At 67.8% G+C, this 25,826-nt stretch carries 20 protein-coding genes and 1 pseudogene; 15 read left to right on the top strand and 6 right to left on the bottom strand.

Annotated features, from left to right (window positions below; all coding sequences use genetic code 11):
• The first annotated feature begins 48 nt into the window (after window positions 1–48).
• Window positions 49–1,374 carry a dicarboxylate/amino acid:cation symporter gene (locus NMB40_RS13990; protein ID WP_282247081.1) on the top strand — a complete coding sequence of 442 codons (1,326 nt, stop codon included), beginning with the start codon at window positions 49–51 and terminating at the stop codon, window positions 1,372–1,374.
• A gap of 165 nt (window positions 1,375–1,539) precedes the next feature.
• On the top strand, window positions 1,540–3,549 hold the full coding sequence (tkt, locus tag NMB40_RS13985; RefSeq protein WP_494358799.1) for a transketolase: 2,010 nt from the start codon (window positions 1,540–1,542) through the stop codon (window positions 3,547–3,549).
• A gap of 73 nt (window positions 3,550–3,622) precedes the next feature.
• On the opposite strand, the gene NMB40_RS13980 is transcribed toward tkt, so the two are convergent.
• Window positions 3,623–5,572: an acetyl-CoA hydrolase/transferase C-terminal domain-containing protein gene (locus tag NMB40_RS13980; RefSeq protein WP_494358798.1), complete on the bottom strand. Its 1,950-nt coding sequence runs from the start codon at window positions 5,570–5,572 to the stop codon at window positions 3,623–3,625.
• Window positions 5,573–5,698: 126 nt separating this feature from the next.
• On the opposite strand from NMB40_RS13980, the gene NMB40_RS13975 reads away from it, so the two are divergent.
• Genes NMB40_RS13975 through NMB40_RS13965 form a run of 3 tightly spaced genes read left to right on the top strand, consistent with a single transcriptional unit; the run spans window position 5,699 to window position 7,855 of the window.
• Window positions 5,699–6,064, top strand: coding sequence for a BlaI/MecI/CopY family transcriptional regulator (locus tag NMB40_RS13975; protein WP_249833028.1), 366 nt, complete (start codon window positions 5,699–5,701; stop codon window positions 6,062–6,064).
• A complete protein-coding gene (locus NMB40_RS13970) occupies window positions 6,057–7,295 on the top strand; it encodes a M56 family metallopeptidase (RefSeq protein ID WP_494358797.1) in 1,239 nt (412 codons plus the stop codon). Before NMB40_RS13975 ends, NMB40_RS13970 begins: the two co-directional genes overlap by 8 nt.
• Window positions 7,296–7,333: 38 nt before the next feature.
• Entirely contained in the window at window positions 7,334–7,855 is a 522-nt protein-coding gene (locus NMB40_RS13965) for a hypothetical protein (RefSeq protein WP_494358796.1), read from the top strand.
• Window positions 7,856–7,876: 21 nt separating this feature from the next.
• On the opposite strand, the gene NMB40_RS13960 is transcribed toward NMB40_RS13965, so the two are convergent.
• From NMB40_RS13960 to NMB40_RS13950, 3 genes are all read right to left on the bottom strand, one after another.
• Window positions 7,877–8,677 carry an MBL fold metallo-hydrolase gene (locus NMB40_RS13960; RefSeq protein WP_494358795.1) on the bottom strand — a complete coding sequence of 267 codons (801 nt, stop codon included), beginning with the start codon at window positions 8,675–8,677 and terminating at the stop codon, window positions 7,877–7,879.
• A gap of 9 nt (window positions 8,678–8,686) precedes the next feature.
• Entirely contained in the window at window positions 8,687–9,502 is an 816-nt protein-coding gene (locus NMB40_RS13955) for a S1/P1 nuclease (protein WP_494358794.1), read from the bottom strand.
• A gap of 96 nt (window positions 9,503–9,598) precedes the next feature.
• Complete coding sequence (locus tag NMB40_RS13950) at window positions 9,599–10,225, bottom strand: OmpW/AlkL family protein (protein ID WP_282247074.1); 627 nt, start codon at window positions 10,223–10,225, stop codon at window positions 9,599–9,601.
• 199 nt (window positions 10,226–10,424) lie between these two features.
• On the opposite strand from NMB40_RS13950, the gene gap reads away from it, so the two are divergent.
• The 8 genes and pseudogenes from gap to NMB40_RS13910 all read left to right on the top strand — a co-directional run bounded on the left by gap (window position 10,425) and on the right by NMB40_RS13910 (window position 22,084).
• Window positions 10,425–11,426 (top strand): type I glyceraldehyde-3-phosphate dehydrogenase, encoded by a 1,002-nt coding sequence (gap, locus tag NMB40_RS13945; protein WP_494358793.1) that lies wholly within the window; start codon window positions 10,425–10,427, stop codon window positions 11,424–11,426.
• A 410-nt stretch (window positions 11,427–11,836) separates the two neighbouring features.
• Window positions 11,837–14,494, top strand: a complete 2,658-nt coding sequence (locus tag NMB40_RS13940) for a DUF2339 domain-containing protein (RefSeq protein WP_494358792.1) — start codon at window positions 11,837–11,839, stop codon at window positions 14,492–14,494.
• Window positions 14,494–15,852, top strand: coding sequence for a DUF3999 domain-containing protein (locus NMB40_RS13935; protein WP_494358791.1), 1,359 nt, complete (start codon window positions 14,494–14,496; stop codon window positions 15,850–15,852). The genes NMB40_RS13940 and NMB40_RS13935 overlap by 1 nt, the downstream gene beginning before the upstream one ends.
• A 92-nt stretch (window positions 15,853–15,944) precedes the next feature.
• Entirely contained in the window at window positions 15,945–17,120 is a 1,176-nt protein-coding gene (locus NMB40_RS13930) for a phosphoglycerate kinase (RefSeq protein WP_494358790.1), read from the top strand.
• A gap of 5 nt (window positions 17,121–17,125) precedes the next feature.
• Window positions 17,126–17,806: an HAD-IA family hydrolase gene (locus NMB40_RS13925; RefSeq protein WP_494361081.1), complete on the top strand. Its 681-nt coding sequence runs from the start codon at window positions 17,126–17,128 to the stop codon at window positions 17,804–17,806.
• Between the two features lie 157 nt (window positions 17,807–17,963).
• Window positions 17,964–19,430, top strand: coding sequence for a pyruvate kinase (gene pyk / locus NMB40_RS13920; RefSeq protein ID WP_068853848.1), 1,467 nt, complete (start codon window positions 17,964–17,966; stop codon window positions 19,428–19,430).
• Between the two features lie 268 nt (window positions 19,431–19,698).
• Window positions 19,699–20,703, top strand: coding sequence for a class I fructose-bisphosphate aldolase (locus NMB40_RS13915; protein WP_093533681.1), 1,005 nt, complete (start codon window positions 19,699–19,701; stop codon window positions 20,701–20,703).
• A gap of 71 nt (window positions 20,704–20,774) precedes the next feature.
• Window positions 20,775–22,084, top strand: a pseudogene (locus NMB40_RS13910) (M1 family metallopeptidase).
• A 59-nt stretch (window positions 22,085–22,143) separates the two neighbouring features.
• Here NMB40_RS13910 and NMB40_RS13905 read toward each other — a convergent pair.
• Together NMB40_RS13905 and cysK are read right to left on the bottom strand one after the other, a co-directional pair.
• The gene (locus tag NMB40_RS13905; RefSeq protein ID WP_494358789.1) at window positions 22,144–22,746 is read right to left on the bottom strand and encodes an O-acetyl-ADP-ribose deacetylase; all 603 of its coding nucleotides are present in this window, start codon (window positions 22,744–22,746) and stop codon (window positions 22,144–22,146) included.
• Window positions 22,747–22,976: 230 nt separating this feature from the next.
• Complete coding sequence (gene cysK, locus NMB40_RS13900) at window positions 22,977–23,936, bottom strand: cysteine synthase A (RefSeq protein ID WP_282248257.1); 960 nt, start codon at window positions 23,934–23,936, stop codon at window positions 22,977–22,979.
• 169 nt (window positions 23,937–24,105) lie between these two features.
• Here cysK and NMB40_RS13895 point away from each other — a divergent pair, with 169 nt between their 5' ends.
• Window positions 24,106–25,089 (top strand): LysR family transcriptional regulator, encoded by a 984-nt coding sequence (locus NMB40_RS13895; protein WP_068853844.1) that lies wholly within the window; start codon window positions 24,106–24,108, stop codon window positions 25,087–25,089.
• 191 nt (window positions 25,090–25,280) lie between these two features.
• Complete coding sequence (locus NMB40_RS13890) at window positions 25,281–25,802, top strand: DUF2946 family protein (RefSeq protein WP_494358788.1); 522 nt, start codon at window positions 25,281–25,283, stop codon at window positions 25,800–25,802.
• The last annotated feature ends 24 nt before the right edge of the window (window positions 25,803–25,826 follow it).

The following is a 25,826-nucleotide window of genomic DNA, read 5'->3' as shown; positions in this document are numbered from 1 at the left end:
GGCCGGCTTTGCTAAGCTCTTTCTCTAATTTTCAAGGAACACCGCTCCATGACTGAGGCCGCAACGACCCGGCAGAAGCTGCCATTGCATTGGAAAATGGGCATTGGCTTCGGGCTTGGCCTGGTGCTGGGGCTGATCGTGCACGCCGTCGGGCCGGGCATTCCCTGGCTGCCCGATGCCGCCCGCGGGGTGATGACCTACCTGACAACGCCGCTGTCGGGCCTGTTCCTCAACTTGATCTTCATGCTGATCGTGCCGCTGATCTTCTCGGCGCTGGTGATGGGCGTGTCGGAGATGGGCGACATCCGTTCGCTCGGCCGGATCGGCTGGAAGACCCTGGCCTACACCGTGCTGCTGTCGGGCATCGCGGTCGGCCTGGGCCTGGTGCTGGTCAACGTGCTCAAGCCGGGCGTGGGCGTGGACCCGGCCATGGCCCAGCAGCTGCTGCACGAGAACGTCGAGCGCAGCCGCGAGATCGTCGCCAACATCGGCGAGCAGCCCAAGGGCATGGACATGCTGCTGTCGATCGTGCCCAGCAACGTGCTGGCCGCCGCATCGAGCAATGGCGCGATCCTGTCGCTGATGTTCTTCGCGCTGATGTTCGGCATCGGCATGGTGCTGTCGCCGGATGAGAAGACCGCGCCGCTGCGCAAGGTCATCGAAGGCGTGTTCGAAGTCTCGATGACCCTGATCAACCTGGTCATCCGCCTGGCGCCGTACGCGGTGGCCTGCTTCATGTTCAACCTGGCGGCGATCTTCGGCTTCGACCTGCTGATCCGCCTGGGCGCCTACGTGGGCGTGGTGGTGCTGGCGCTGGCGCTGCACATGGTGGTGACCTACGGCGCGGCGGTGTGGCTGTCGGGGCGTTCGCCGCTGGCGTTCTTCCGCGATACCCAGGAAGCCACGGTGATGGCCTTCTCCACCGCCTCCAGCAACGCCACCCTGCCGACCGCGCTGCGCGTGGCCGACCAGATGGGCCTGCCGCAGAAGGTCTCGCGCTTCGTGCTGACCGTGGGCGCCACCGCCAACCAGAACGGCACCGCGCTGTTCGAGGGCGTGACGGTGATCTTCCTGGCCCAGTTCTTCGGCGTGGACCTGAGTATCACCCAGCAGCTGATGGTGATGGTGGTCTGCATCCTGGGCGGCATCGGCACCGCCGGCGTGCCGTCCGGCTCCCTGCCCGTGGTGGCGATGATCTGCGCCATGGTCGGGGTGGACCCGATGGGCATCGGCCTGATCCTGGGCGTGAACCACTTCCTGGACATGTGCCGCACCGCGCTCAACGTCACCGGCGACCTGGCCCTGACCACCCTGGTGGCCAAGGGCGAAACCGAGGAAAGCCCGGTCCCGGGCCCGGTCGTGCCGCGCAGCTGACCGCGCCTGCCGCCCCAGCCTCATTGAAAGCGCCCCGCCCAGCGGGGCGTTTTCATTGGTGTACCGGAGCCGTCTTCACTCGCCCGGACGGCCTGACCCGGTCGGTGGACTATGGGACAATGGGCAGCCCGCAGCTCCGCGGGAGCCTCCCGACCCGACAGACTCATGACGCAGCCCACCCGCCGCCAGTTGGCCAACGCCATCCGCTTCCTTGCCGCTGATGCGGTCGAAACCGCCAAGTCCGGGCATCCCGGCATGCCGATGGGCATGGCAGATATCGCCGAAGTCCTCTGGAACGACTATCTCCGTCACAACCCGAACAACCCCAAGTGGTTCAACCGCGACCGCTTCGTGCTGTCCAACGGCCACGGCTCGATGCTGCAGTACGCGCTGCTGCACCTGAGCGGCTACGACCTGCCGATCGAACAGCTCAAGCAGTTCCGCCAGCTGGGCAGCAAGACCGCCGGCCACCCGGAACACCATGAAACCCCCGGCGTGGAAACCACCACCGGTCCGCTCGGCCAGGGCCTGGCCAATGCCGTGGGCTTCGCGCTGGCTGAAAAGCTGCTGGCCCAGCGCTACAACCGCCCCGAGCACGAGATCGTCGACCACCGCACCTGGGTGTTCCTGGGCGACGGCTGCCTGATGGAAGGCGTGTCCCACGAAGCCGCCTCGCTGGCCGGTACCTGGGGCCTGGGCAAGCTGGTCTGCTTCTGGGACGACAACCACATCTCCATCGACGGCAACACCGCCGGCTGGTTCACCGACAACACCCCCGAGCGTTTCGAAGCCTATGGCTGGAACGTGGTGCGCGGCGTCGATGGGCATGACCCGGAAAGCATCAAGGCCGCCATCGAGAACGCGCTGGCGCAGTCCGACAAGCCGACCCTGATCTGCTGCCGCACCACCATCGGTTTCGGTTCGCCGGGCAAGGCGGGCAAGGAATCCAGCCACGGCGCACCGCTGGGCAAGGATGAGCTGGAAGCCACCCGCAAGCAGCTGGGCTGGAACTACGGCCCGTTCGAGATCCCGGAAGAGATCTACGCCGGCTGGCGTGCCGGCGGTACCGGCACCCTGCGCCAGGCCGAGTGGGAACAGCAGTTCGACAAGTACGCCGCGCAGTTCCCGGCCGAAGCCGAAGAACTGACCCGCCGTTCGCACGGCGAGCTGCCGGCCGATTTCGTCGCCAAGGCCGATGCCTACATCGCCCAGGTCCAAGCCGAAGGCCAGACCATCGCCTCGCGCAAGGCCTCGCAGCTGGCCATCGAAGCCTTTGCGCCGCTGCTGCCGGAGCTGGTGGGTGGTTCGGCCGACCTGGCGCACTCCAACCTGACCCTGTGGAAGGCCAGCAAGTCGGTGGCCACCGATGACCCGAACGCCAACTACGTGTACTACGGCGTGCGCGAGTTCGGCATGACCGCGATCGCCAACGGCCTGGCCCTGCACGGTGGCTTCATTCCGTTCGACGCCACCTTCCTGGTGTTCAGCGATTACGCCCGCAACGGTGTGCGCATGAGCGCCCTGATCCCGGCCCACGCCATCCACGTGTACACCCACGACTCGATCGGCCTGGGCGAAGACGGCCCGACCCACCAGCCGGTGGAGCACCTGGCCTCGCTGCGCTACATCCCGAACAACGATGTGTGGCGCCCGTGCGATGCGGTCGAATCGGCGGTCAGCTGGAAGGCCGCGATCACCCGCCAGGACGGCCCGAGCTGCCTGGTCTTCAGCCGCCAGAACCTGCCGCACCAGCCGCGCAGCACCGACCAGGTGGCGCAGATCGCCCGTGGCGGTTACGTGCTGGCCGATGCCGAAGGCGGCGTGCCGGACGTGATCCTGATCGGTACCGGTTCGGAAGTGGGCCTGGCCGTGGCCGCCAAGGCCGAACTCGATGCCGCCGGGATCAAGACCCGCGTGGTCTCGATGCCGTCCACCGATGTGTTCGAGCGCCAGGACGCGGCCTACCGTGAATCGGTGCTGCCGAACGCGGTGCGCAACCGCGTGGCCGTCGAAGCCGGCGTCACCGGTTTCTGGCGCCAGTACGTGGGCCTGGACGGTGCGGTGATCGGTATCGACACCTTCGGCGCCTCGGCCCCGGCCGAAGCGCTGTACAAGCACTTCGGCATCACCGCCGATGCAGTGGTCGCCGCGGCGAAGGCGCAGCTGGCCAACTAAGCGCCAGCCACCGACGTAGTCCAAACGGCGCTTCCCGAAACGGAAGCGCCGTTTTCATCTGGGCGCGTGTCCGTTATGCGGTGCGCGCCAATCCAAGGCGGACCAGGCGTGCTTCGACTTTCTCGCCGAACGTCTTCGGTGCGTCCAGGCCCATCCGCTGCAGGTAGACCACGTCGCCATCGCCGGCCGGCTGGGTGAACGCGGCCAGCACCGTGCGCAGCTTCGCGCCCGGGGTCTGGGTGTTCTGCTTCAGCCAGCCCAATGCCTTGACCAGGTGCTGCTCCACTTCGGTGAAATCGCTGCCCAGCGGGTAATCGGGCAGCGCGCCGGACTGGCGGAACGGGGCAAGCGATGCGCTCACCGATGCCGCCGTATTGCGTCGTGCCCAATGCTCCGGCGCGACAAAACCGGTGGCCAGCTTCTTCGACGCCTTCGCCGTCTGCAGCAGGTTGCCCTGGAACGCCGCATCGGTGATCGCGGCCATGCCGGTCACGCAGTCTTCGTCGGTGAGGTTGCGCAGGTCGGCGATGCCGTATTCGTTGATGTAGATATCGCGCAGGTGGCGTGGAATCGTGGTGTGCCCGTAGTTCCAGCGCATGTTCGACTGCAGCGTGCCCTTGTCCTCGCGCACCGCGCGGAACATCAGTGCACTGCGTGCCTCCGGCAGCGCGTGCGCCATCGCCACAAAGTTGTACTGGCCGCCCACCCCTGAGACGACGCGGCCGTCTTCCAGCGCATCGGACACCGCCGCACCCAGCGCGGTGGCCATCATGCAGGAGTTGAAGAAACGCGCATGCCGGCGCTGCAGCCGTTCCAGCGCTTCGTTGCCGCCGTACAGCTGGTTGATCTCGCTGATCCGGCGCATGCCGATCGCGCGCGATTCGTCTTCCGGCAGCTCGCGCAGCCACTGGTAGAACTCCGGCGAACCCAGGTAGAACGCGCCATGCAGATACTCGCCTTCGGCCTCCAGCGTGGCGTGGTCGATGGTCAGCGTGCTGCCGCTTTCAATCCGCTCCATCAGCGCCAGGTCATCGTGCACCTTGCGTCGGATCACCCCGGTCTGCACCAGCCGGCGGAAGCCTTCATTGAGCATCTCGCTGCAGCCGTACAGGCCCACCTCGAACGGTTCCAGGCCGCCGCACTCCAGCACGGTCGGGTTACTGGCCAAGGTAGGATCCAGCGCGTGCAGGATCTGCCGGTAGCGGGCGTTGTCGGTATGCCGCAGCACCAGCGCGTGGCTGATCGCATCGGCCAGCGTACCGATGCCGATCTGCAGCGTGCCACCATCGCGGACCAGCGCACTGGCATACAGGCCGATGGCGTAGTCGGCATCGCTGACCGGCTGGCGCGGCAGCCCGAACAGGTCCGGGTAGGGCGCCGGCGGGGTGATCACCAGGTCGAAGAACGACACATCCACCGTGGCCGAGCCGCCCAGGTAGGGCAGCTGCGGGTCGATCTCGGCAATCAGCAGCGGGCGCGGCAGGCCGCGCGCCAGCATCGCGTCGATCGTGTCCTGGGTGATGTCGTTGTTGCACGACAGCGACAGGCGGCGGTCGTCGGGCCGCATCGCCACCTTCTGCACGATCGCGTGCGGCGCGCGCTGCGCCACCGCATCGGCGGCGTGGGTGTAGTTGAGGCTGGTGTAGCCGCGCTGTGCCTGCGATGAACCGAGCAGGGCACCGGACTGCATGTAGAACTCCTCCACCTGCACGTGGTCGGGCAGGCGGTCGCGCACCATCGCATCGGCATAGGCCAGGCGCGGGAAATCCTCGCCGAAGTGGCGCGCCGCGAACGGCGCCATGAAGCGGGCCTCCAGCCCGCCGCCGGCCTTGGGCGGGTTCAACGACAGCGCGGTGTAGATCTGCAGCGGGCGCGACGGGTCGTTCTCGATCCGCGCATACAGCGCGTTGAGCAGCCGGTGCGGCTTGCCCAGTGCCAGCGGTGCGCCGATGCGCAGCGGCCCGTCGACACGCTGCAGCAGCCAGTCGGTTGCAGCGTCCAGGTCGGTGAGATGCTCGGTCATGCGGCGCGTTCCTGCGAAGTCTGTTTTTCATTACAGCACTTCCGGCTTGAACGGACCCGTGACACGGGGGGTTGACAGCGGGAAAGATTACGCGCGTAATCAGATCGTCGATTACGGATGTAAATGATGAGCCAGATCAGCGAAGCCGAAGCCGTTGTCATGGAAGTGCTCTGGAACCGGCACCCGCAAGGGGCCGATGAGGTGGTGGCGGCGCTGGCCGACCGAGACTGGGCCGAGCCCACCATCAAGACCCTGCTCAACCGGCTGCTCACCAAGGGCGCGATCAGCGCCAGCCGCGACGGCCGCCGCTACCTGTACTCGCCGGTGCTGCAGCGCCAGGCCTGGGTGGCCGAGCAGAGCAGCGGCCTGCTGGACAAGCTGTTCGCCGGCCGGGTCGCGCCGCTGGTGGCGCATTTCAGCGAACGCGGCGAGCTGAGCGCGCAGGACATCGCCGAACTGAAGAAGCTGATCCAGGAGCTGGACCATGACTGAGCTGCTGCAGGGAGTGCTGCTGGCAAGCATGTGGGTGTCGATCGCCGTGGTGCTGCTGGCCGCGCTGCGCCCGCTGCTGCGCCGGCTGGGCGGCGCACCGCTGGTGTACCGCGGCTGGTGGCTGCTGCCGCTGGTGATGCTGGCACCGCGGTTGCCACTGCCCCGCGTGCCACTCGTCGAGGCCACGCCGGTGCACGCGCTGGGGGCCGCGCTGCGTGCGCCGGTGCTGCCGGCCGACGCGGTGCTGTGGCCGACCCTGCTGGTCGCGCTGTGGGCGGCCGGCGCACTGCTGGCCGGCATCCGCCAGTGGCGGGGCCAGCGTCGTTTCGAACGTGGCATGGGCGCGCTTCAGCCGCGAAGCGATGGCAGCTGGCAGGCCAGCGCCGATCCCGGCCTGCCGGCCCTGGTGGGCCTGTGGTCACCACGCGTGGTGGTCGGCCCGGATTTCGACCTGCGCTTCAGTGCGGCCGAACGCGCGCTGATCCTGCAGCACGAATGCCAGCACCGCCGCCATGGCGATCACTGGGCCAATGCCGCGCTGGCCCTGCTGCGCTGCCTGTTCTGGTTCCATCCGTTGTTGCCGTGGGCCTCGCGCCGCTTCCTGCGTGACCAGGAGCTGGCCTGCGACGCACGCACGGTCGACCCGCATCCGGCCTCGCGCCGGCTCTACGCCAACGCGCTGCTGAAGGCGCAGTTGGTCCACCCGGTTGCGCCCATGGCCTGCCACTGGCGCAGCCAACCGATGTTGAAGGAGCGAATTGCCATGATGAAGGAACACAAGCGCAGGGCGTTGCCGTGGGTGACCGGCCAGGTACTGGTGGTGGGGCTGTGCATGGGGCTGGGCGCGGTCGCCTGGGCCAGCCAGGGCGGCGGCGGTGGCAGCCCGGCGATCAGCGCCGAACCGTTCCAGTTCGCGCAGGAAGATGCGGCCAAGGCAGGGCTGGAGCGCCCGGTGACGATCGACAGGATGCCGCCGCCGAGCTACCCCACCAGCGCGTTCGAGAACAACCAGAGCGGCGAAGTGGTGCTGCGGGTGGACGTGGACGCACAGGGCAAGGTCCGCGATGTGCGCGTGCTCAGTGCAACCAACCCGGGCGTGTTCGACGCCGCATCGATCGCTGCAGCCCGGCAGTGGACCTACCATCCGGCGATGAAGGACGGCAAAGCGGTGGCGGCCGCGGTCCGCATTCCGATCACCTTCGCCATGAGTGAAACGGTGACCGGCCAGTGAGGTGGCCGCTGCCTGCGGCGGTTGCGCTCGTGGTTGGGGTGGCTGGCTGTGCCGGCCACGACCGCCTCACCACGGTGGATTCAAGGGCCGAATCGGTCGGCCACCAGCGGCTGCGGGCTGCCGCGACGGGAGGGTCAGGGCAGGTGGAGGCTTACACGCTCAAACCCGGCGAGGGCTACCGGATGCCGCAGCTGTACGCGGCGCCGGACCCGGTGCTGGGCGAGCGCGATCCGCGCCGTGAGCTGCCGCCCACCACGGTCTGCCTGCAGGTGGTGGTGGGCGCCGACGGCGCGGTGGAACGCAGCGCGCCGTTGAGCGATCGCAGTGAGTGCGTTGCCGGCGGTGCGCCTGAAAACCGGGTGCTGGTGGAGGCGGCACAGGACGCGGTGGCGATGTGGCGCTACTCGCCTGCGGCGGTGTGCCACTTCGCCGCGGGCCACGCGCCGGCCGACAGCAGCGACTGTCGCGAGGCCGAGCGGGTGGAACCGGTGGCAGTAAGCCTGTTCTACGCCTTCACGTTCGAGATCGTGCACGGCCAGCACACGGTGAAGACGCGGTAAAACCACGCGCTGCGCGGTTTTTTACGCCCCGCCCTGGATGTTCGCCTTCACCGACGGGTGCATCAACTTCGGCTCGGCAAGCGTGGCGTCGCGCGCTTGCCGGGTCGCCACGAATTCCGCCTCGCTCACCCCGTCATGCAGGTGGATGTTGCGCGCGCGCTGCTCGCCGATGGTGGTTTCATTGGCGACCTCGCGCCCGCCCGGGCCGTAGTCGTGGCAGATGAACACCCGGGTGGCATCGGGCAGCGCCAGCAGGCGCTGGATCGAGCGGTACAGCAGGGCGGCATCGCCGCCCGGAAAATCACAGCGCGCCGTACCGCCATCGGGCATGAACAGCGAATCGCCGGTGAACAGCGCATCGCCGATCCGGTAGGCCACGCTGTCGCTGGTGTGCCCGGGCACCGCGATCACCTCGGCCGCGATCGCGCCGACATCGAAGCGTTCGCCGTCGGCGAATAGATGGTCGAACTGCGAGCCGTCGGTAGGCACGTCCAGCCCATAGCGCGGCGCGAACGTGCGCTGCACCTCGACAATGCCGCCGCCCATCGCCAGCGCCGCCTGCGGGAACGACTGCTTCAGCCGGCGCCCGGCGCTGACATGGTCGGCATGCGCGTGGGTTTCCAGCAGCCAGCGCACCTCCAGCGCATGCGCGCGCACGTGTGCCAGCAGCGGCTGCAGCGGCCCGGCGCCGATGGCGTCGGTATCCGGGTCGTAATCCAGCACCGGGTCGATCACTGCCGCCTGCCGGGTGGCCGGGTCATGCACCACGTAACTGAAGGTGTTGCTGTCCGGGTGGAAGAAACTGGCGACATGCGGTGACATGGTGAAACCTCAGCGCTTACCCAACGTGTCATTGAGAAGCACCGCCAGGCGTTCGCCGGCCAGGCGCAGCTCGGCTTCCGCCACCGGAAGATAGGTCGCGGTGTACTGCGGGGCAACGGTACGCTGGCTGGGGTAAACGCCAGGTGCAATGGCGATGCGGCAGCTGGCTTCGGCCCACTGCACGGCATCGGTGGTGATCGCCGAGCGCTTGGCCACTTTCGGCGCCTTCAGCGCGGACAGGCGCTTGGTATACGCGTCGTCATCGAGCTTGAGCGTGTTCAGCATGCCGCTGTCCCACAGCGAATGCAGGTTGGTGCCGCGCCCGTTGTACTGCACCTGGAAGTCGTTGCCGCCCTTGTCGTGGCCGTAGCCGGCATGCATGGGCTGGTGGATGTCGCCGACGAAATGCACGACGAACTTCAGCGCCTGCGCGCGTTCGGCATCGGGGCGGCTGCGATCACCGAGGATGGCGGTCTGTGTCTTCAGGGCTTCCACCACGCAGTTGCCGTTGCGGCAGTTGCGCTCAACGTCGTACTGGCAGTCGTCTTCGCCGATGTTCACGTAGTGCCAGCCGGCCGAGCGCTTGCCCAGCCCGGGATCCTTGGCGCGCAGTTCGTCGGCCCAGGGGGCGATGGCGGCCAGGGTGGGGGTCGGTTCGTTGGCCAGCAGGCGCGCCACTTCGGCGCGGGTCTGCGGGGTCAGGCGCGGTTCGGCGATGCGGGCGACCAGGCGGTGGCCCTGTGCGCCCCAGGCCAGGGCATCGGTGGAGACGACGGTGAGCGCAAGGACCAGCGCGGAGGAAGAAAGCAGGGAGGCGATTTTCATCGGCCCATTCTAACGGGCGGCCCCTGCACGGACATGTTCCGGATCTGGCCGGAAAAAACCCCGGCCGAAGCCGGGGAAGTCTCTGCTGCGAGGGTGTCAGAACTTGAACACGTAGGAGACGCCGTAGGCGAGCGGGTCGATCTTGACGGTGCCCAGCTTGGTGCCATCCAGCTTGACGTCGCTGTCGATGTCGATCCAGCGCACGTCCACGCGCAGGGCGCCCTTGTCGGCAATGGCGAAGTCCACGCCGGCGTGTGCGGCCAGGCCCCAGGAGTCTTCCAGCTTGAGACTGCTGCCGGCCAGGGCGCCGCTGGTCTCTTCGCTGAAGAAGGTGGTGTAGTTCAGGCCGGCGCCGAGGAACGGGGAGACCTTGCCCTTGCTGTTGAAGTGGTACTGCAGGGAGACCACCGGCGGCAGGTGCTTGGTGCTGCCGACGCGGCCGAGGCCGTCGATGTTGATGTCGTGCTTGAACGGCAGGGCGGCGAGGATTTCAATGCCCAGGTTGTCGGCGATGAAGTATTCGCCGGTGATGGTGGGCTTGATGTCGCTGTCGACGTCGACCTTGAGGCCGCCGGCTAGGGTGCCGTTGTTGGACTTGGGGGCCACCTGGTGCACGCCGGCGGCAACGGTCCAGTCGCCCTTGGACTGGGCCATGGCGGGGCTGGCGGCCAGGGCCAGGGCGGCGGCGAGGCTGGCGGGCAGGAGGAGGGTGGTCTTGCGCATGGTGCTGTCTCGTGGCGGGGTGGAATGGGGCCAGTTTTCCCGCCCGGGCCTTGGCGCGCCTTGATCCGGATCAATCCACGATTTTTACGGTTGTAACCGCTTCCCATCCCGATCCGGGGGCCGGGGTGGGTCGGGCTTTGCTAGAATGGCGGCCCTTTCCATCGGCGCCGCACTGTCGCGGCTGCAGGAGCTTGTGAACATGGCAATCAAGGTTGGCATCAACGGTTTCGGTCGCATCGGGCGCAACGTGCTGCGTTCGGCCGTGCTGAATTTCGGCAATGACATCGAAATCGTGGCCATCAACGATCTGCTGGAGCCCGATTACCTGGCGTACATGCTGAAGTACGACTCGGTGCATGGCCGCTTCAAGGCTGACGTGGAAGTGTCGGGCAGCGACCTGCTGGTCAATGGCAGGAAGATCCGCCTGACGCAGGAGCGTGATCCGGCCAACCTGAAGTGGGACGAGGTCGGGGTGGACGTGGTGATCGAGTCGACCGGCCTGTTCCTGACCAAGGAAACGGCGCAGAAGCACATCGATGCGGGCGCGAAGAAGGTGATCCTGTCGGCGCCGTCGAAGGACGATACGCCGATGTTCGTGTACGGCGTGAACGACAAGACCTACGCGGGCCAGGCGATCATTTCGAATGCGTCGTGCACCACCAACTGCCTGGCGCCGTTGGCCAAGGTGATCAACGACAAGTGGGGCATCAAGCGTGGCCTGATGACGACGGTGCATGCGGCGACTGCGACGCAGAAGACCGTGGATGGTCCGTCGAACAAGGATTGGCGCGGTGGCCGCGGCATCCTGGAAAACATCATTCCGTCGTCGACCGGTGCAGCCAAGGCGGTTGGCGTGGTGATCCCGGAACTGAACAAGAAGCTGACGGGCATGAGCTTCCGCGTGCCGACCTCGGACGTGTCGGTGGTCGATCTGACCGTCGAGCTGGAAAAGGAAGCGACCTACGCCGAGATCTGCGCGGAAGTGAAGGCGCAGAGCGAAGGCGCGCTGAAGGGCATCCTGGGCTACACCGAAGACAAGGTGGTGGCGACGGACTTCCGCGGCGAGACGCACACCTCGGTGTTCGATGCCGAAGCGGGCATCGCGCTGGACAGCACCTTCGTCAAGCTGGTGTCGTGGTACGACAACGAGTGGGGCTATTCCAACAAGTGCCTGGAAATGGCCAAGGTCGTTGCTGGGTAGTGCCGGCCCATGGCCGGCAACCTCGCACGGCCATGAAGCGTCAGAACAAACGGCGGACTTCGGTTCGCCGTTTTTTTTTGGTCGGTACTTGCCGGCTGTACGTGTCGCCGGACTTCGTCCGGCTGCTGACGGTTTTTGGCGAACCGCCTTCGTCTGCCGGTCTACTGGTTGGGGCCGGCGGGTGCGGGGGTACGGGACACGCCGTAAACCCGTCCTTGGGGGCTTGGCAAAAACATCCATGTTTTTGACAGTCCCGTACCCCCGCACCCGCCGACCCCTCGACGCTGGGTCGGTGGCCACCGGAGAGCGGTAGAGGCGACCTTCCCCCCGATTCAGTTAGCATGGCTGCGCTGCCGCTGGCGCCATGCTTGTCTTGATGGGCCGGGGCGTTCCCTTGAGGATGACGCGGAATGGAAGCTTTGATTGTCCTGGCGGTACTGGTGTTGTTGGCCGTGCCGGTGTTGCTGATCGTGGCGTTGGTGATGATTTCCGGCCTGCGTCGGCGGGTGGCGGCCTTGGAGCAGGCGCGTGGCGACGGTGCCGTTCCGGCGGCCGCGCCTGCGGTGAGTGCTGCATGGGAGGAGCGTCCTTATGCGCCGGCCCCCGTGGCCGCGCGGGCACCCGCGCCGGAGGTTCCGCTGGCTGCTGCCGAGCCTGTGCCCGAGCCGTTTGCGGCGGCTGCGCGGGTTGCACCGCCGCCGCTTCCCTCTGCTGCGGCGTCCGAGCCCGAACCCTTTGTGCCGCCGCCGCCTCGTGGGCCGGACCTGGGGGAGCGGATCGTGGGGACGATCAAGCGCTGGTTCACCGAGGGCAATGTGCCGGTGAAGATCGGCATGCTGGTGTTGTTGGCGGGCGTGGCGGCGCTGTTGAAGTATGCGAGCGACCAGGGCTGGCTCAATGCGCCGATCGAGCTGCGGCTGGCGGCGATTGCGGCCGGTGCGCTGGCGGGGCTGGTATTCGGCTGGGTGCAGCGCGAGCGCCGGCGGATGTTTGCGCTGGCGTTGCAGGGCGGGGCGATCGGCATTCTGCTGTTGACCATCTTTGCGGCGTTCAAGCGCTATGAGCTGCTGGATCCGGGGATCGCGTTCGCGCTGAGCATCCTGCTGATCGCGGGGATGGGCGTGCTGGCGGTGGTGCAGAATTCGCGCACGCTGGCGGTGCTGGGCATCCTGGCGGGGTTCATGGCGCCGATCTGGTTGTCCACGGGCAGTGGCAACCATGTGGCGCTGTTCTCGTATTACGCGGTGCTCAATGCGGCCATCTTCGCCATTGCGTGGTGGCGTCCGTGGCGGGCGCTGAACCTGTTGGGCTTTGCCTTTACGTTCGGCATTGGCACCACCTGGGGCGTCATGCAGTACAACGCGGACAAGTTCGCCAGTACCGAGCCGTTCCTGCTGCTGTTCTTTGCGTTCTATCTGCTGATTCCGATTCTTTACGCGCGTCGCCAGCCGGCGGAGAAGCGCGATCTGGTCGATGGCAGCCTGGTGTTCGGTACGCCGTTGATCGCGTTCTCGCTGCAGGCGGGCATGCTGCACGACGACCGGTTGCTGCTGGCGCTGTGTGCGCTGGGGCTGGCGGCGTTGTATGCGGGGTTGGCGTGGGCACTGATGCGGCGCGAGCGTTATGCGGCGCTGGGGCAGTCGCATGCGGTGCTGGCGGTGGGCTTTGCGACGCTGGCGGTGCCGTTGGCGCTGTCGGCGCGCGCGACGGCCAGTGTGTTTGCGCTGGAAGGTGCGGCGCTTGTCTGGCTGGGCCTGCGCCAGCAGCGGTGGTTGCCGCAGATTGCCGGTGCGCTGCTGCAGATGGGGGCGGCGTTCGGGTTCGTGGTGGGCGCCGATTACTGGCTGCACGATGCCACCGCAATTGCCAATCCGACCTTCATGAGTGGGTTGCTGCTGGCGCTGGCGGGCGTTGCGTCGGCCTTCAGCTATCGCCGTGCCGGGCGCGACGCGCCGGCCATCGTGTACTACCTGTGGGGCCTGCTGTGGTGGCTGGGCGGTGCGAGCCATGAGGTCAGCCGGTTCGTGGTGTTCGACACGCGAGCGGATGCACTGCTGGTGGTAGTGGCGGTCACCGCGTGGATCGCGGCCGAGGTGCACCGGCGCATGCCGGCGAGGGCGCTGGTGTTGACCACGTTGGCGATGCTGCTGTGCGCGTTCCCGTTGGCGCTGTGGCAGGCCGATGTCCACCGCCAGCCGTTTGCCGGGTACGGGGCGCTGGCCTGGGGGGTGTTCGCGGTGCTGGGCGTGCGCAGCCTGTGGTGCCTGCGCGGTGGCCAGGACCGGGCGGCGGTGGCGGCGCAGTTCGTCTGGTGGCTGCTGTGGCCGACGGTGGTGTCGCTGGCTGCGTCGTGGCTGGCCGATCGCTTCGAGCTGGCACAGGGGTGGGCCCTGGCCGCGGCGCTGTTGCCGTGGCTGGTGGTGGTCACGGTGTCGCTGCAGCGCTGGCGCTGGCTGACGCTGCCGCTGGGCGAGCGCTTCAACGTGGCGCGGCATGCGCTGCAGGCCACGTTGTTCGCGGTGCTGGGGCTGGCGTGGGTGGGCTTCCTGTTCGCGCAGGGCGCGGCCGATCCGCTGCCGTGGCTGCCGGTGTTGAATCCGCTGGAGCTGGCGCAGCTGGCCGTGCTGGCGCTGTTGGCGGTGTGGCTGTGGCGGGGCCAGGCGCCGTTGGCGCTGCAGGCGCGGCGGGTGCCGCTGCTGGCGGTGGCCGGGTTCGTGGCGCTGACCAGCATCACCCTGCATGCCGTGCACCATTGGGGCGGGGTGTCGTGGGACGGGCGGCTGTGGTCGTCCACGCTGGCCCAGACCAGTTTGACCGTGGTCTGGAGCGTGCTGGGCGTGATCAGCTGGGTGTGGGGCTCGCGTCGCGGGCAACGCGCCCTGTGGCTGGTCGGTGCGGTGCTGATGGGCGTGGTGCTGGCCAAGCTGGTGCTGATCGACCGCCAGCACCTGGGCAACCTGCTCGGTATTGCTTCCTTCATCGCCTACGGCCTGCTGTGCACGGTCGTGGGTTACCTGGCGCCGGCTCCGCCGCGTGCGCCTGAAACGCCGCTGGAGACACAGTCGTGATGCTCTTTTCCCGTGTGATTGCTGCGGCCTCGCTGCTGGCCGCCGCCCCCGCGCTCTGGGCCGCCGACGCGCGCCAGGACTATCGAGAACAGTGGCCGCTGCAGCTGTCCGCCCCGCAGGCGGGGGCGTACCGGCTGATGCTGGGCGAGGCGCAGTACCGCAGCGCGGTGTCGCCGCAGCTGGCCGATGTGCAGGTGTTCAACGCACAGGGCCAGGCCTTGCCGGCGGCCTTGTTGTCGGCCGACCAGCCGCTGGCGCAGGCCGCGCAGTGGCAGGAACTGCCGTGGTTCCCGCTGCCGGCCCAGGCCGGTGCCGGCGGTGATGACCTGCAGCTGCTGACCGAACGCAACACCGACGGCAGCGTGCGCCGGGTCGAGGCACGCCTGGGCCGCAGCGTCGGCAGTGCCGCGCCCGGTGGCTGGCTGGTGGATGCCAGTGCGCTGCGCGGGGCGGCGCAGTCGCTGCGGCTGGACTGGCAGGCACCGGCCGCGCTGCAGGCACGGGTGCGGGTGGATGCCAGCGACGACCTGCGCCAGTGGCAGCGCGTGGCCGACGATGTGCCGCTGGTGGACCTGCAGCACGATGGCCGCCGCTTGCAGCAGCGCCGCATCGAGATCGGGCAGGAGGCGAAGTACTTCCGCATCGTGCCGGTCGGCGGCGACGCGCTGCCGGTGTTGTCGGCGGTGCACGCCGAACGCGTGGCCGCGCCGCAGGCGATCGACTGGCAATGGCGCGCGCTGACCGGGACCGCCGGCAAGCCGGGTGAGTTCGAGTACACCCTGGATGGCCGCTTCCCGATCGCCCAGGTGGGCATCGCCACGCCCGACAACAGCGTGGTGCAGTGGACCCTGCTCAGCCGGGACGATGCGGGCCAGCCCTGGCAGGTCCGTGCCGGCCCGTGGGTGGCATACCAGCTGCAGGAAACCGGCGGGAGCCGCCAATCGCAGACCCAGTCGCTGGCGGTGCCCACGCGCGATCGCTATTGGAAACTGACCGCCGCACAGGGCACCGCGATGCCCGCACCGACCCTGCGGCTGGGCTACCAGCCCGAGGCGCTGGTGTTCCTCAGCCAGGGCGAGGCGCCGTTCAGCGTGGCCGCCGGTAGCGTGCGTGCGGCGCGGACCGATGCTCCGGTGGGAACGGTGATCGCGCGGCTGCGCGAACAGCAGGGTGCGCAGTGGCAGCCGGCGCTGGCGACGGCGCAGGGCAGCGCGCAGCCGCTGGGCGGCGACGCCGCCGTGCAGCCGGTGCGCGACTGGAAGCGCTGGCTGCTGTGGGGCCTGTTGGTGCTGGGGGTGCTCATCGTTGGCGGGTTCGCCATGAGCCTGTTGCGGCAGAAACCGCCAACGGGGGAATGACGACCGACGGTCGTCACCTACCGGGGCCGTTACAATGGGCGTCTGCGCCGTGCGCGGCGCCCTTTCCTTTTCCGCCAAAGAGTTGCTGCCCCATGTCCATCGTTCGCATGACCGACCTCGACCTTTCCGGCAAGCGCGTGCTGATCCGCCAGGACCTGAACGTGCCGATCGAAAACGGCCGCATCACCTCCGAGCAGCGCATCACCGCGTCGCTGCCGACGTTGAAGCTGGCGCTGGAAAAGGGCGCGGCGGTGATGGTCACCTCGCACCTGGGCCGCCCGCAGGAAGGCGTGTGGAGCGAAGCCGAGTCGCTGGCACCGGTGGCGCTGCGCCTGTCGCAGCTGCTGGGCGTGAACGTGCCGCTGGTGCGCGACTGGGTCGACGGCGTGGACGTGGACCCGGGGTCGATCGTGCTGCTGGAAAACTGCCGCATGAACGTGGGCGAGGGCAAGGATGACGAAGCCCTGTCGCGCAAGTACGCCGCGCTGTGCGATGTGTTCGTGATGGACGCCTTCGGCACCGCGCACCGGGCCCAGGCCTCCACCCATGGCGTGATCCGCTTCGCCCCGGTCGCCGCCGGTGGCCCGCTGCTGATGGCCGAGCTGGACGCACTGGCCAAGGCACTGCTCGCCCCGGCCCAGCCGCTGCTGGCGATCGTGGCCGGCAGCAAGGTCAGCACCAAGCTGGAGCTGCTGGCCAACCTGGTCGGCAAGGTCGACCAGCTGATCGTGGGCGGCGGCATCGCCAACACCTTCATCGCCGCGGCGGGTTACTCCGTGGGCAAGTCGCTGTACGAGCCGGACCTGCTGGATACCGCGAAGAAGATCGTGGCCGATGCCAAGGCGCGCGGCGCCGATATTCCGCTGCCCACCGATGTGGTGGTGGCCAAGCAGTTCCTTCCGGATGCCGAAGCCACGGTCAAGGCGGTGGCTGACGTGGCCGAAGACGACCTGATCCTGGATATTGGCCCGCAGACCGCCCAGCACTACGCCGGCCTGATCGCCAAGGCTGGCACCGTGGTCTGGAACGGCCCGGTTGGCGTGTTCGAATTCGAATCCTTCAGCCACGGCACCCAGGCGCTGGCCCAGGCCATCGCCGCCTCGCCGGCGTTCTCCATCGCCGGTGGCGGCGACACCCTGGCCGCGGTCGACAAGTACGACATCGCCGACCAGGTCAGCTACATCTCCACCGGCGGTGGCGCGTTCCTCGAGTTCCTCGAAGGCAAGACCCTGCCGGCCGTGGCCGCACTCGAAGCCCGGGGCAACTGATGGTGATGGCATCGGGCGTGGCGCCGATTGGGCATCACGCCGATGAACACCGGGACACGTTGTTCTTCGATCTCGACGGCACCCTGATCGACTCCGCCGTCGGCATCACCCAATGCGTGGCGCATGCGCTCACGGAGATGGGGCGTCCGGTGCCGCCGCAGGAGGAGCTGCGGCGCTGGATCGGCCCGTCGCTGCGCACCAGCTTCGCGCCGCTGTTCGAAGATCCGGCCCAGGTGGAGCAGGCGGTGACGTATTACCGCGAACGCTTCGACGTGGTCGGCTGGCGCGAGCACGAGGTCTACCCGCGCATCGGCCAGGTCGTGCAGGCGCTGCGCGACCGTGGCCACCGGCTGGCGATCGTCACCGCCAAGAACGAGCCGCATGCGCGGCGCATCGTCGAGCACCTGCCGTTTGGTGCGTGCTTCGAGGACGTCATCGGCGCCACCCCGGACGGCAGCCGCAGCGAGAAGCCGCAGCTGGTCGCCGAGGCGCTGCGGCGGCTGATGCTGCCGCCGGAGGAGTGCTGGATGATCGGCGACCGGCGCATGGATATCGAAGGCGCGCGCCACCACGGCATGCGCAACATTGGCGTGCTGTGGGGCTTTGGCGGTGCCGAAGAACTGCAGGCTGCCGGCGCGCTGCACCTGGCCACGACGCCGGATGCGCTGCTGTCGCTGATCGATTGAGCCACGCGGCGGCGTTCCGTACGCCGCCGCATGTCGTGCCCGGTCCGGTCATGTCCTGTAGGACATCGGTGAAACCCAAGCGCGACAATGCTGTAAACGTATTCATGGGACGTGAAGGGTGTGCTAATTTCAATCCTTTCCCGGGAGCCCTTTAACCATGATTGAGCGTCAGCGCCGTACGAAGATCCTTGCCACCCTCGGACCGGCAACCGACCCGCCGGGCGTGCTGGAGGATCTGTTCCGCGCCGGCGTGAACGTGGTCCGCCTCAACTTCAGCCATGGCGACCCGTCCGGCCAGGCCAAGCGCGCCGCCGACGTGCGCGCTGCCGCGCAGCGCGTGGGCGTGGAAGTGGGCATCCTGGCCGACCTGCCGGGCCCGAAGATCCGCATCGAGCGTTTCACCGAAGGCAAGATCCACCTCAAGGCGGGCGACCGCTTCGACCTGGTCGCCTCGGCCAATGCGCCGGCCGGCGACACCACCCAGGTGGGCGTGAGCTACCTGGGCCTGCCGCAGGACGTGGTGGCCGGTGACGTGCTGCTGCTCGACGATGGCCTGATGCAGCTGCAGGTGGTGGAAGTGCAGGGCGAGCGCATCGTCAACACCGTGCTCAACGATGGCGTGCTGTCCGACCGCAAGGGCCTGAACAAGCAGGGCGGTGGCCTGTCGCTGGGCGCGCTGACCGAGCGCGACAAGGAACTGATCGGCATCGTGGCCAAGATCGGCGTGGATTTCATCGCCGTGTCCTTCTGCCGCAACGCGCAGGACATGAACGACGCCCGCGCCATCGCCGAATCGCACGGCTGCTACGCCGCGCTGGTCTCCAAGATCGAGCGCACCGAAGCCATCGAGAACCTCGAAGAGATCGTCGACGCCAGCGATGTGGTGATGGTGGCGCGCGGTGACCTGGGCGTGGAAATCGGCGATGCCGAACTGCCGGGCCTGCAGAAGAAGATCATCAAGGCCTCGCTGGCCCAGAACAAGGTGGTGATCACCGCCACCCAGATGCTGCAGTCGATGGTCGAAAGCCCGATCCCGACCCGCGCCGAAGTGCTGGACGTGGCCAACTCGGTCATCGACGGTACCGATGCGGTGATGCTGTCGGCCGAAACCGCCGCCGGCGCCTATCCGGTGAAGGCCGTGGAAGCCATGGCGCGCATCTGCCTGGGTGCTGAGCGCCAGTTCCAGACCGAGACCGATTTCGGCGCTTCGCCGCGCAACCTGGAACGTGCCGACCAGGCCATCGCCATGGCCACCATGTTCTTGTCCCAGCACGTGGGCGTGCGCGCGATCGTGGCGATGACCGAATCCGGTGGCACCGCCCGTTACCTGTCGCGCTTCCGCGCCTCGGCCCCGGTGTTCGCGGTGACCCGCCACGACGGTGCCCGCCGCCAGATGGCGCTGATGCGCGATGTGTTCCCGATCAACTTCGACAGCCGCGGCTTCACCCCGCGCGAAGCCGCACGCGGCAGCATCCGCCTGCTGGTGGAAGCCAACCAGCTGCAGGCCGGCGACCGCGTGGTGTTCACCAGCGGCGAACACATGGAAACCCATGGCGCCACCAACACCCTGCGCCTGCTGGAAGTAGGTGAAGACGGCCGCGCCAGCGGCTTGGGCGACCTGTAAAGAACGCCGGACGCCGGGTCGCACGTCGACCCGGCGGTAGCGCCGAAGAGAACGGCAGGAGCCGTTCTCAACGTCGCACGCGACGGCCCGCAGGGCGCACGCCACGGATGGCGGGCGTAACGTTGGCCGGCCCAGGCGGTCCTGATCAAAAACGCCAAGGCGAACCACCTGTGTTCACATTGAAAGCGCTTCCATCCCCCATGAACGGCCAGTTCACGGGAGGGGACCGCTATAATCGTGCTTTTCCCGCACCCGCCACAGGAAATACATGAGCATCGAACAGCTGGCCGAAACCGCCCAGGCCATGGTCGCCCCGGGCAAGGGCATCATCGCCATCGACGAATCCACCGGTACCATCGCCAAGCGCTTCGCCAGCGTGGGCATCGAGAACACCGAAGAGAACCGTCGTGCCTACCGCGAGCTGCTGCTGACCACGCCGAAGCTCAACGAGCACATTTCCGGCGCGATCCTGTACGACGAAACCATCCGCCAGTCCACCAAGGACGGCGTGCCGTTCGCCAAGTACATGGCCGACAACGGCATGATTCCGGGCATCAAGGTCGACAAGGGCGCCCACCCGCTGGCCGGCTGCCCGGGCGAGCTGGTCACCGAAGGCCTCGACGGCCTGCGTGAGCGCCTGCAGGAGTACTACAAGCTGGGTGCGCGTTTCGCCAAGTGGCGTGCGGTGATCAACATCGGCGAAAGCATTCCGTCGGGTACCTGCATCGAGTCCAACGCCCATGCGCTGGCCCGTTATGCCGCGCTGTGCCAGGAATGCGGCCTGGTGCCGATGGTCGAGCCGGAAGTGATCATGGACGGCGACCACGACATCGAGACCTGCTACGAAGTCACCGAAGCCACCCTGCGTTCGCTGTTCGACGCGCTGTACCAGCAGAACGTGTTGCTGGAAGGCACCATCCTGAAGGCCTCGATGGTCATTTCCGGCAAGGGCTGCGAAGAGCAGGCCGATGTCGAGGAAGTGGCTGAATCGACCGTCATGTGCCTCAAGAGCACCGTGCCGGCGATCCTGCCGGGCGTGGTGTTCCTGTCCGGTGGCCAGGGCGACGAGCAGTCCACCGCGCACCTCAACGCCATGAACCAGATGGGCAACCTGCCGTGGCCGCTGAGCTTCTCCTACGGCCGCGCCATGCAGCAGGCCGCGCTCAAGCTGTGGGCCAAGGACACCAAGGCCAACGTCGCCAAGGCACAGCAGACCGTGTACGACCGCGCCAAGGAAAACGGCCAGGCCGCACTGGGCAAGTGGAACGGCTGATTTTCGCCAACCGCATGTGATAGAAAAAGACGCCGGCTGCATGCCGGCGTTTTTTTTACCCAAGGGATTCCATGACCATGCGCGCAGGATGGCTGCTGTTGTTGCTTTTGTCCGCGTCCAACGCGGCCCATGCCGCGCGCGGTTTCGATGTGTTGGACTATGACGTCGCGCTGGTGCCCGACATCGCCGCCGGCGAGGTCGTTGGCAGGCAGGTTGTGCTGTTGCGCTCGCAAACGGCTGGCCTGGCGCAGATACAGCTCGACAGCGGCGAGCTCAAGATCAATTCGGTCAGCATGAACGGGCGGCCGCTGCGGTTCCAACAGCAGCAGGCAACCGTAAGCATCGTTTTCGACGCCCCGCTAAAGCGCGACGAACAGGCAGCGCTGCAGATCACCTACACCGGCACACCGCCGTACGGCCTCGAATTCGCGCCCGGGCGCAGCGAGGTCTACACCATCTTCTCCACCAGCCAGTGGATGCCCTCGGTCGATGCACCCGATGAGCGCGCCACGCTTTCCCTGTCGGTGACGTTGCCCAACGATCTGCTTGCCACCGGCAGCGGTCGCACGTTGCCCGCACGTACGCTCGCCGACGGCCGCATCGAACACCGCTGGCGGCTGGATACGCCGATGCCCGGCTACGTGTACGGGTTTGCGGCCGGCCGCTACCAGCAGGTCCGTGCGCGACACGGCGACACCGCGCTGCGCTTCCTGTCCGCCGAACGCTCACCCGGACAGCTGCAGGCGATCTTCGCGCGCACCGGCGGCATGCTCGATTTTTTTGCCGCCCGTGCAGGCCTGCCTTATCGCGGCGACTACGAACAGGCGCTGGTGGCCGACACCATCGGCCAGGAAATGGCTGGGTTGTCGCTGATGTCAGAGGCGTACGGGCAGGAGGTGCTGGACGACCCGGACCACGTCGCCCTGATCGCCCACGAAGCCGCCCACCAGTGGTGGGGCAACCGGGTGACGTGCGTCGGCTGGGAGCACTTCTGGCTCAACGAAGGTTCGCCAACTTCATGACCGCCGCCTACCTGCAGCACACGCAGGGCGAAGCGGCGTACCAGGCGCAGGTGCAGCGCTGGCGCACGCGCCTGGAGGCGCTGCGTGCCAAGGGCGCCGACCACGCGCTGGTGTATCAAAGCTGGAAAGCGCCCACCGGCGATGACCGCGCCGTGGTGTACCAGAAGGGGGCTTACGTACTGCACCTGCTGCGCGAGGCGATGGGTGAAGAAGCGTTCTGGCGTGGCATCCGCGACTACACCCGCGCCCATGATGGAAAGAGCGTGGAGACCAAGGATTTTCAGGTCGCAATGGAGCATGCAGCGGGGCGTTCGCTGCAGCCGTTCTTCAACCAATGGGTGTATCGCGCGAACCCGTAGAGCCACGCCCTGCGTGGCTGCTCTTCGTCCGGCACCGCGAAGCCACGCAGGGCGTAGCTCTACGGCGCAGGCGCAGGCGCCGGCAGCTCGACACCCGCGCTCGGGATCGGTAACGGCCCCGCCACCTCCACCGGTTGCCCCAGCGCCGCCAGCGCCTGCTGGTACACCTTGAAGGTCGCGGCGTTGTAGGCCACCAGGATGATCCGCTGCGGTTCGCGGTGCGAACGCTGCCAGGTCAATGTCTCGATGGCCGCGATATGCGCGGCCTGGTGCAGCGGGTAGCCGAAAACCCCGCAGCTGATTGCCGGGAACGCGATCGACTTCAGGCCCAGCTTCTCGGCCAGCTGCAGCGATTTCCAGTAGCAGTTGGCCAGCAGCGCCGGCTCATCGCGCAGGCCGTCCTGCCATACCGGCCCCACCGTATGCAGCACATGCTTCGCCGGCAGGTTGTAGCCGGCCGTGGCGCGCACTTCACCGGTCGGGCAGCGCATGCCCGGGCGGATCTCCGGCAACGTCGCGCATTCGGCCAGCAGTTGCGGGCCGGCCGCGCGATGGATCGCCCCATCCACGCCACCCCCGCCAAGCAGGGACTCGTTGGCCGCATTGACGATCGCATCCACCGCCAGGGTCGTGATGTCGCCCTGCCACACTTCGATCTTCATGCGTGCCGCTCCTTCAATACCGGGTCCATACAACGGGATGACTGCCGCCTCACACGCTAGCGGCCAGGGCATCTAGGCTGCGTCATCGTCGTCTCAGGCAGTGCGACCCGGCGGGCACCACCCAACAGCCCTACCTTGCGGCGGGCCGGCTTCACGGCAGATGAAGGTCCCGTTGGAAACGAAAACGCCCACCGCAGGGGTGGGCGTCACGTTCAGCCAGGGCCGCCGGTTCAGGGGGTGCCGGCCAGCCACTCGTCGTCGGAGCCTTCGTTGATGTCGGCAAACAGCGGCGTGGAGAAGTAGCGCTCGCCGGTGTCCGGCAGCATCGCCAGCAGCACGCTGCCGGGCGCCGCCTTGGCCGCCACATCCAGCGCACTGGCCACGGTGGCACCGGCCGAGATGCCCACGAAGATGCCTTCCTCGGCTGCCAGCCGGCGCGCAGTTTCAATCGCGCGGGCATCGTCGATGCTCAGCAGTTCGTCGTAGACCTCGCGGTTGAGCACGTCCGGCACGAAATCCGGGGTCCAGCCCTGGATCTTGTGCGGCTTCCACTCCGCGCCGCCCAGCAGCGCCGCGCCTTCCGGTTCGGTGGCGATGATGCGGGTTTCCGGGCGGGCCACCTTGAGCACCTCGCCCACGCCGGTGAGGGTGCCGCCGGTGCCCCAGCCGGTCACGAAGTAGTCCAGCCGCGTGCCGGCGAAGTCACGCAGGATCTCGGCCGCCGTGGTGTTGCGGTGGTAGGCCGGGTTGGCCGGGTTGGTGAACTGGCTGGCCAGGAACCAGCCGTGTTCCTCGGCCAGCTCGCGGGCACGCTTGACCATGCCCGAACCGCGCTCGGCGGCCGGGGTCAGGATCACCTTGGCACCATAGGCGCGCATCAGCTTGCGGCGCTCGATGGAGAAGGTCTCCACCATCGTGGCCACGAACTTGTAGCCGCGCGCGGCCGCCACCATCGCCAGCGCCACCCCGGTGTTGCCCGAGGTGGCCTCCACGATGGTGTCGCCGGGCTTGAGTACCCCGCGGGCTTCGGCGTCCAGGATGATCGCCAGCGCCAGGCGGTCTTTCACCGAACCGCCGGGATTGAACGACTCCACCTTCGCGTAAAGGGTGACGTGGTCGGGGGCAATGCGGTTCAGGCGCACCACCGGGGTGTTGCCGATGGTGTCCAGGATCGAGTTGTACAGGGCCATGGGACTGCTCCACGGAAGATCGGTGACGGGTTTCGCCAGACCGTAGCGCCAGCATATGAGCGCGCGAAATGACCTGATTACCTTCATAAACAACATTTGGTTATAAGCTGGTGACGGCAACTGCCTTACAGTCGGCTTGACCCCCTTCCTTCCTGCTGCGCGCACGCCCATGACGCTGACCCAACTCCGTTACCTGGTCGCCATCGCCGACGCCGAGCTCAACATCACGCTGGCGGCCTCCCGGGTGCACGCCACCCAGCCCGGCCTGTCCAAGCAGCTCAAGCAGCTGGAAGATGAACTGGGCTTTCTGCTGTTCGTGCGCAAGGGCCGCAGCCTGGAAGCGGTGACCCCGGCCGGCGTGGAAGTGATCGGCCGCGCCCGCGCGGTGCTGTCCGAAGCCAACAACATCCGTACCTACGCGGCCAACCAGCGCCGCGAGAGCCAGGGCCAGCTGATCCTGACCACCACCCACACCCAGGCGCGGTTCGTGCTGCCGCCGGCGGTGGCGCGCATCAAGCAGGCCTACCCGCAGGTCAGCGTGCACCTGCAGCAGGCCGCCGAAAGCGACGCGCTGGACCTGCTCAGCCAGGGCGATGCGGATATCGCCATCATCAGCACCGCCGGTGCCGAACCCACCGCCGGCATCGCCATTCCGCTGTACCGCTGGCGCCGGCTGGTGCTGGTGCCGCGCGGCCACCCGCTCGACCGCCCCGGTGCCGCGCCGGACCTGCAGGCGCTGTCGACCCAGCCGCTGATCAGCTACGAATCCTCCACCCGCGGCAGCTCCTCGCTGCAGCGTGCCTTCGCCGCGTCGGGGCTGACCCCGGACATCGCGCTGACCGCGCTGGATGCGGACCTGATCAAGACCTATGTGCGTACCGGGCTGGGCGTGGGCCTGCTGGCCGAAATGGCGGTCAATGCCGGCGATGAAGACCTGCGCTCGTGGCCGGCGCCGGCGCCGATCGACGAATGCATCGCCTGGGCCGTGCTGCCGCGCGACCGCGTGCTGCGCGATTACGCGCTGGAACTGGTGCACGTGCTTGCCCCGCAGATCGACACCCGCGACCTGCGCCGGGTCATCGACGGCAACCAGGAAGCCGATTGGCCGCTGCCGCCGACGTGGGAATCGTTGACCCAGACCATCACGGTCTAAGGTCGCCCGACCAACGGTCGGGCGCTACCGGTCCGAAACCCGGTAGGTGACGACCGTTGGTCGTCACGCATCCCCAGCGATCCGCGCCCCGGTAGGTGACGACCGTTGGTCGTCACGCCGTCCCTGCGACGCTTGGTCGCAGGCGCCCATTCAGCGGCGTGCGCGCGTAAACCGGCCGCTACAATCGCGCGGTGAACCGCCGTCGCCGCCCGTTTGCCGTCCTGCTGCAGCTCGCCTTCGTGGCGACGCTGCTGATGGCGCTGGCGCCACTGGTCAGCCGCTGGCAGCAGGCCCAGGGCCCGTCGGTGATGCTGATGCCCGGTGGCATGGCGCACGTCATGCCCCCCGGCGCGGCCGACATTGACCCCGCGCCGCATTCCGGCATGTCGCACCACGACATGCACGTGATGGCGGCAAGCGACAGCGCGACGCATGACATGGCGATGCACCACATGTCCATGCACGACATGCCAGGCCATGCCACCGCAACGGCGCACACCGAACCCGCTGCCCCGATCGACCCGCATGCCGGCCATGGCGAGGCCTGCGAATACTGCATGATGGCCTCGCGGTTGATGCCGTGGCTGGCAGTGCTGCTCGTTTTGCTGCCGGCGTTGGCGGTCATCGCCCCGCCGGTGCTGCGCAGCGTCGCCACGCCGCGCAGCCTGCGCTGGCCGGCCCACGCCGCCCGCGGTCCCCCGCTTCACGCCTGAAACCGCCCCTTCATTTTCCTGCTG

The sequence above is a fragment of the Stenotrophomonas sp. FBCC-B152 genome (assembly GCF_059134105.1).
Note: the sequence above shows the minus strand (reverse complement) of the source record. Positions and strands in the feature narration are given on the sequence as shown.